7 protein-coding genes and 1 pseudogene are annotated in these 7,021 nt (G+C 67.7%); 7 read left to right on the top strand and 1 reads right to left on the bottom strand.

Features of this window, described 5'->3' with window-relative positions; genetic code table 11:
- The coding region (locus VN419_RS11020; RefSeq protein ID WP_325647281.1) for a homocysteine S-methyltransferase family protein at window positions 1-234 on the bottom strand (234 nt) is incomplete at its 3' end.
- A gap of 245 nt (window positions 235-479) precedes the next feature.
- On the opposite strand from VN419_RS11020, the gene VN419_RS11015 reads away from it, so the two are divergent.
- From VN419_RS11015 to VN419_RS10985, 7 genes and pseudogenes are all read left to right on the top strand, one after another.
- Window positions 480-1,457, top strand: coding sequence for an RNA polymerase factor sigma-32 (locus tag VN419_RS11015; RefSeq protein WP_325647280.1), 978 nt, complete (start codon window positions 480-482; stop codon window positions 1,455-1,457).
- Window positions 1,458-1,484: 27 nt separating this feature from the next.
- Window positions 1,485-2,249: an HD family phosphohydrolase gene (locus VN419_RS11010; RefSeq protein WP_325647279.1), complete on the top strand. Its 765-nt coding sequence runs from the start codon at window positions 1,485-1,487 to the stop codon at window positions 2,247-2,249.
- Between the two features lie 8 nt (window positions 2,250-2,257).
- Window positions 2,258-4,081, top strand: a complete 1,824-nt coding sequence (locus tag VN419_RS11005) for a tetratricopeptide repeat protein (protein WP_325647278.1) — start codon at window positions 2,258-2,260, stop codon at window positions 4,079-4,081.
- Complete coding sequence (locus tag VN419_RS11000) at window positions 4,078-4,992, top strand: hypothetical protein (RefSeq protein WP_325647277.1); 915 nt, start codon at window positions 4,078-4,080, stop codon at window positions 4,990-4,992. The genes VN419_RS11005 and VN419_RS11000 overlap by 4 nt, the downstream gene beginning before the upstream one ends.
- Window positions 4,982-5,323 (top strand): hypothetical protein, encoded by a 342-nt coding sequence (locus tag VN419_RS10995; protein WP_325647276.1) that lies wholly within the window; start codon window positions 4,982-4,984, stop codon window positions 5,321-5,323. The genes VN419_RS11000 and VN419_RS10995 overlap by 11 nt, the downstream gene beginning before the upstream one ends.
- A 46-nt stretch (window positions 5,324-5,369) precedes the next feature.
- Complete coding sequence (gene rpiB, locus VN419_RS10990) at window positions 5,370-5,843, top strand: ribose 5-phosphate isomerase B (protein WP_325647275.1); 474 nt, start codon at window positions 5,370-5,372, stop codon at window positions 5,841-5,843.
- A gap of 41 nt (window positions 5,844-5,884) precedes the next feature.
- Window positions 5,885-7,021: pseudogene (locus tag VN419_RS10985) on the top strand (transketolase); the annotation flags it as partial.

Genomic DNA, 7,021 nt, shown 5'->3' with positions numbered 1-7,021 from the left:
GTCCACGCCGGGGTCGAGCTTGAAGCGCGTGCCGCCAAAGGTGTTGGTGGTCACCACCTCGGCCCCGGCCGCCGCGTATTCCGCGTGGATGGCGGCCACGGGTTCCGGGTTTTTCAGGCCGAACATCTCCGGCGCGATGCCCGGGGGAAGCCCGCGCGACTGCAACAGCGCGCCGAAGCCGCCGTCGAAAAAGTGGATGCGGCCATCATTCAAAAGGGAGCGGAAATCGGGCATGGGAGTGTCTCCGTCAGCGGTGGGTGCCGGGCTGTCCGGGGCCTGCCGCCCGCGGCATGCGCAGGTTCGGCGGGGGGGCATCCGGAAAGGGCGCGGGGCCTTGGCCTGGCCGGGAATCCGGGTGTACTGAAAATCGTTGAAAAGGACAAACAAAAACTATACGCTCCCCCCTTGCGCAACCCACGACCCGGAACCGGGGACGAGACGCCCTGCCGGGCCGAACCGCCAGGTCGGCCAGATTCGGAATGAAATCAGAAAAAAATCACGCCCCCGCACCCGAGGCCAAGCCCGCCGCACCGCCGGCCCTGGCCGAGAAGAAGCCCTTTCTCCCCGCTCCCGTCGCGCGCAGGCGGGGCGAGGCTTCCACGCGCGATTCGCTCAGCCACTATCTGCGCGAGATCGCCCGCTTCCCTTTGCTGGCCCCGGAGGAAGAGTTCGAACTGGCCCAGCGCGTGCGCGACGGCAACGACCAGGAAGCCGCGTTCCGCCTGGTTTCCTCGCACCTGCGCCTGGTGGTCAAGATCGCCATGGATTTCCAGCGCCGCTGGATGCAGAACGTCCAGGACCTGATCCAGGAAGGCAACGTGGGCCTCATGAAGGCCGTGCGCAAGTTCGACCCGGACAAGGGCATCAAGTTCAGCTATTACGCTGCGTTCTGGATCAAGGCCTACATCCTCAAGTTCATCATGGACAACTGGCGCATGGTCAAGATCGGCACCACGCAGACCCAGCGCAAGCTGTTCTATAACCTGAACAAAGAGCGCCAGCGCCTGAGCAACATGGGCTTTGATCCCACCACCAGCGCGCTGTCCGAAAGCCTGCAGGTCAGCGAGGCCGAGATCGAACAGATGGATCAGCGCCTCTCGCGCCAGGACATGAGTCTGGACATCTCCATCGGTGAGGACTCTGAAAACACCCGGCTGGATTTTCTGCCCGCCCTGGGTCCCGGCATCGAGGACATTCTGAGCCAGAACCAGATTTCCGGGCTCTTGCTGGACAATCTGAAGACCATCGTGCCCAGCTTGTCGGACAAGGAGCAGGCCATCCTGAACGAGCGTCTGCTCTCGGACAGCCCGGTGACCCTGCGCGAGATCGGCGACCGCTTCGGCGTGACGCGCGAGCGCGTGCGGCAGATCGAGGCGCGCCTGCTGGAAAAGCTGAAGGAGCACCTGCAGGCCACGGTGAAGGACTTTTCGCCCGATTGGATTGAGGACAACGACTAGACGGCAACGACTGGACGGGGGACGGCAATGGATCCGCGCATCTTGGAGCTCAAGCGTCACGCCAGGGAGCTTTCCGCAAAACGGCCGCAGTCCGCGTTCTGCCTGGAATGCGCGGAAGAACTGGGCCATGCCTCCAACCTGTTTTTCGACCATCCGCTCCTGGTGCGCCTGCAAAGCGACGCCCTGGGCTTTTTGAACGAGCCCTGCGGACTGGGCGTGGAGCATGGCAAGCGCGTGGCCATAGACGCCGCGGCCCTGGTCCTGGCCGAGCCCTCGGGCCTCTCCCAGGAAGACCGCCGCAGACTGGCGCTTTTGGCCGAGATGGCCGGCCTGCTGCATGATGCCCTGCGCCACGAGGAAGACCACGCGGAAAAGGGTGCGGACCTGTGCCTGCGCATCCTGCGCGGCTACCCCCTGGCCCCGGAGGAACGCGTGTGGATCGCCCAGGCCGTGGCCCTGCACGAGGCCGACCTGCCCCTGGCCGACGCCGGCCCGGAATCCGCGCGCCTGCTTTCCGGCGCGGTGCACGACGCCGACCGCTTCCGCTTCGGCCCGGATTTCTTCGCCGCCACCCTGTGGGAGCTGTGCGAGTGCGACGACTGGACCCTGGAGCAGATCGCCCAGGCCTTTCCAAAGGGCCGGGAGCTCGCCGCCGCCTGCGCGACCGGCTTCCGCACCGAGCAGGGCCGCCGCTACGGCCCCGCGCTCATCGAGGAAGGCCTCTTGCTGGCCAATGACTACGCGCGGCTCTTCGACGAGATGCTGGCCGCCAACGCTCCGTCCAATACGTGAGGATCTCCATGCCCCGCACGCCTACTCCTTTCCGCCGCGCCGCCACCCGCCGTACTGCACCCGGGTGCGGCCACCGCTTTGGCGCGGCCGCCGCGCTCCTGGTCTTGCTGGCCTGCGCCGCCTGCGCGCCCATGCACAGCCAGGCGCCGCAGCCCAAACCCATGAGCCCCGGCGCGGGCGCCACCTACGACTACCTGGAGTACCAGGCCCTGCTGCAGCAGATGAGCAAGACCGCCGGCGCGTCGCGCATGTCGCCGGAGGCCTTCGCCCGCACCCTTGCGCTGCAGAAGGACGCGGCCCAGGCCCTGGACCGCGTCATCGCACGGGAAAGCTCGGCCTCGCTCTACATGGACAAGGCCTTCCTGTACTGGAACCAGGAGCAGGCCAACGAGGCCCGGGCCATCCTTACCGAGGGCCTGGCCAAGTACCCGGACGACTTCAACCTGAACGCGTCCCTGGCCAATGCCTACCTTATGGAGAACAACCTTTCCGACGCGGCCAAGGTGCTCTCCGGCTACCTTGCCCGCCAAGAGAACACCGGCCTGCGCGAGCGCCTGGGCCAGCTCTATGTTGATTCCGAGCAGCCGGAAAAGGCGCTGGAGACCTTGAAGCGCATTCCGGTCAAGGAGCGCAGCCCCGAGGCCCTGTTCCAGCTCGCCAGAGCCGAGGCCCGCCTGGGCCGTCGCTCCACGGCCATCGCCGCGCTCAAGAAGCTGGTCAAGGAGAACCCGGACCACCTGGAAGCCTGGGTGGAGATGGCCTTCCAGCAGGAGCTGGACAAGGACTATGCCGCGGCCGTGGCCACCTATGCGCAGATCCTGGAGCTGGGCGCCGAGCGCGAGGACATCCGCCAGCGCATCGAAAACGGCGGCGGCGAGGGGCGCGAGGACATCCGCCTGCGCGTGGTTGGCCTGTGGCTCAAGCTGAACAACCCGGACAAGGCGCTGGACACGGCGCTGTCCAGCTCGGGCAGCAAGGCCTTCATCCTGGCGGCCTCGCTGCTGTTCCTGAACGAAAACTACACCGCCCAGGCCAGCACCCTGCTGGACGTGCTGGCCAGCCAGCCGCCGGTGCCGGGCGAATACTTCTTCTACAAGGCCGTCATCGCCCACGATGGCGAGGGCAACCCGCAGAAGGCGTTGCAGTTCCTCGACCTCGTGCCGGAGAGCGACCCGCATTACAGCCAGGCCCTGCAGTTCCGCATCCAGCTTCTGTACTCCCTGGGACGCGAGCACGAGGCCGTGGCCCTGATGGACCAGGGCAAGCGCCTGTACCCCGGCCAAAGCCGCTTCCCGCTGCTCCAGGCCGGCTACCTCATGGAGAAGAAGCGCCTGACCGAGGCCAAGGCCGTGCTGGTCGAGGCCCTGAAGGACCGCCCGGACGACGAGGATCTGCTGTACCAGTACGGCGCCGTGCTCGACCGCGACGGCGACCGCAAGAGCGCCATCGAGATCATGCGCAAGATCGTGCAGAAGAACCCGGACCACGCCGACGCCCTGAACTACATCGGCTACTCCCTGGTTGAGGAAGGCCGCGACATGGACCGCGCCCTGTCCCTCATCAAGAAGGCCGACAAGCTCAAGCCCGAAAACGGCTACATCGTGGATTCCCTGGCCTGGGCGTACTTCCGCCTGGGCAAGCTCGACGAGGCCTGGAAGCATATCCAGCGCGCCGTCACCCTGTCCAAGGACGACCCCACCATGTGGGAGCATTACGGAGACATCGCCAGGCAGTCCGGCCGCGCGGCCCAGGCCAAGAAGGGCTATCAGAACGCGCTCAAGTACAAGCACGAGGATCCGGACCGCATCAAGAAGAAGCTGGGAAGCAAATGAACCGCACCCTGACCGCGCGCGCGCCGGCCCTTGGCCGGGCGCTGCTTTTTCTGGGCCTGCTGGCCCTGTGCGCCTGCGCGCCGCGCATAGAACTGCCGCGCCACGACGAGGCCGCGGCCGACCTCGCGGCCTTCCGCGAGCGCTTCGTCACGCCCGGTCCGGCGGGCCAGGGCGTTGCCGTGCGCGCCAGCCTGCTCTACTCCACGCCCACCAAGGCCAACCGCACCGACGTGCAGCTCTTCGGCGACTACGAGCGGCCCCTGCGCCTGGACGTGCGCGCAGGCCTGGGCACCATGCTGGCCCTGATGCGCGAGGACCAGAGCGGCCTTTTGGCCTTCTATCCCAACGACAAGCGCGCCTACGCCCACAGCGACCCGGTCATCGGCGCGCAGTTGCTCGGCCTGCCCTTCCCCTTCGCCCTGCGCGACCTGGCCCTGGTGCTGGCCGGGCACTTCGGCACCCTGGTGCCGGACCAGCCCGCGCGCGTGCGCGCCATTCCCGGCGGCGGCTTCGCCTTCAGCTACGATTCCGGCACGGTGCGCCTGCTGGTGCTCGACCAGTACGGTCGGCCCGAGCGCATGGAAGGCTTGCTCTCCCAGCACTTCAAGGCCCAGGTGGAGCGCGACGGGCAGGCGGTTTCCGGCCCTCGCGTGTGGGGGCTGGCCTTCTCCGGCTACCCGGAGGACGACGGCGACCCCGTGGGTCCGGCCAAGACCCTCACCCTCACCCTGCCCAAGGGCGACAGCGCGGTTTTGCGCGTGCGCTCCGTCACCGTGCACGAGGAGCCCTGGACCACCAAGGCCCTGACCCTGACCCTGCCCGCCAATGCGGAGTTCATTTCCCTGGAGCGGCAGGCCGCGCCCGCCCAGGTGCGCGAAGTCATCACCGGCGGAGGGGACAATGAACGCTGAGAATCTTGACCTGCTTCCCGAGGCCGAGGCCAAGCCGGGCTTCCTGGGCACCTTCACCCTGGGCTGCAAGGTCTGGGCGCGGGAGATGCGCAGGCTGCTGACCAGCCAGGCCAAACTGCACGAAGTGCGCCAGCTGGAGGCCCGCCTGCGCGAGGAGACCCTGCTCCTGGCCCGGCTCGACGCCGCGCCCGGACCGGAGCGCGACCTCTGCCTGCGGCAGATCGAAATGCTGAAGCTTGAGATCGCGCGCCTCCGGCGCGAGCAGGAGGCCACCAGTGTGCGCCCGCCCTGCAGCGCAGGGGAGGACGCACCCCATGAGCCAAGACTCTAGCCCGGCGGCACAGCCCGCTGTTCATCAAAAATCACAGGAGGACCAGATGCAAAGAACCGTGCTCATCGCCTCCGACCACGGCGGTTTCGCCCTCAAGGCCGCCCTTGTGCAGGCCCTGCGCCAGGCCGAATGCCTGGTGGAGGACCTGGGACCGGACTGCACCGGCTCCTGCGACTACCCGGCCTTTGCCGACAAGTTGTGCAAGCGCCTGCTGGACGCTGGCGAGGACGGCCAGAACGGCCAGATGCTCGGCATCCTGGTCTGCGGCACGGGGCTCGGCATGTCCATGGCCGCCAACCGCCACGCGGGCATCCGCGCCGCGGTGTGCACCTGCGAGTTCATGTCGCGCATGGCCCGCGCCCACAACAACGCCAACGTCCTCTGCCTGGGCGAGCGCGTGGTGGGCCCGGGCCTCGGGCTCGACATCGCCCGCGCGTTTTTGGCCACCAATTTCGAAGGCGCGCGCCATCTGCGGCGCATCAGCCAGTTCGACACGTACCAGACCCCCGCCAAATCCTGACGGCGTCCGTATAACCGCCCAACCTCCAAGGACCGACATCCATGGCACAGACCATCGCCCCCGACCAGCTTGTGGTGAACACGCTCAAAGGCATCATCATGGACGCCACCCGCGCCGCCAACTCCGGCCATCCGGGCGGGGCCATGAGTTCCGCGGACTTCGCCAGCGTGCTCTACTCCGAGTTTCTGAACTTCGACCCTGAGCGCCCCACCTGGTTCAACCGCGACCGCTTCGTGCTCTCCGCCGGGCACGAGTCCGCCCTGCTCTATGGCCTGCTGCACTTGGCGGGCCTCATCGACGAGACGGACCTGGCGGGCTTCCGCCAGTTGGGCAGCCGCACCCCGGGCCACCCGGAGCATGACGTGACCCCGGGCGTGGAGGCCACCACCGGCCCGCTCGGCCAGGGCTTCGGCATGGCCGTGGGCATGGCCCAGACCGAGGCCTTCCTGCGCGCCAAGCTGGGCAAAAGCGTTGTGGACCACCACACCTACGTCCTCGTCAGCGACGGCGACATGCAGGAGCCCGTGGTCAACGGCGCGGCCTCCCTGGCCGGGCTGTGGGGCCTGGGCAAGCTCATCGCCTACTACGACTCCAACAAGGTGCAGCTGGCCGGTCCCGTTTCCCGCGTGGACAAGGCCGACTACGCCAAGATTTTCGCCGCCATGGGCTGGCACGTGCAGGAGGTGGACGGCCACGACCGCGACCAGATCCGCGCGGCCATCAAGAAGGCCCAAGCCCAGAAGAAGAAGCCCAGCCTGATCATCGGCCACACGGTGATGGCCAAGGGCGCGGCCACCCGCGAGGGCGACTTCGGCACCCACGGCGAGCCCCTGCCGCCGGAGGAGATCGCCGCCACCAAGACCAGCATGTGCCTGCACCAGGGCAAGTGCTTCGAGGTTCCGGCTGAGGCCAAGGCCCACTTCCAGGCCCGCTACCCGGAGCTGAAGAAGCGCGCCCGCGCCTGGCAGGACGCCCTGGCCCGCACCATCAAGAAGGCCGACCCCGAGTTCCTGTCCTTCTGGAAGGCCATGAACACCGGCCGCGCCGAGCTGCCCATGACCATGCCCGGCTTCGAGCCCGGCAAGAAGATCGCCACCCGGCAGGCCTGGGGCGCGTGTCTGAACGCCATGAAGGACTTCCTGCCCAACCTGGTCGGCGGCAGCGCGGACCTCGACCCC

Source organism: Humidesulfovibrio sp. (genome assembly GCF_035560995.1).
Classification (GTDB): domain Bacteria; phylum Desulfobacterota; class Desulfovibrionia; order Desulfovibrionales; family Desulfovibrionaceae; genus Humidesulfovibrio.
This window is presented reverse-complemented; position numbering and strand designations above follow the sequence as displayed.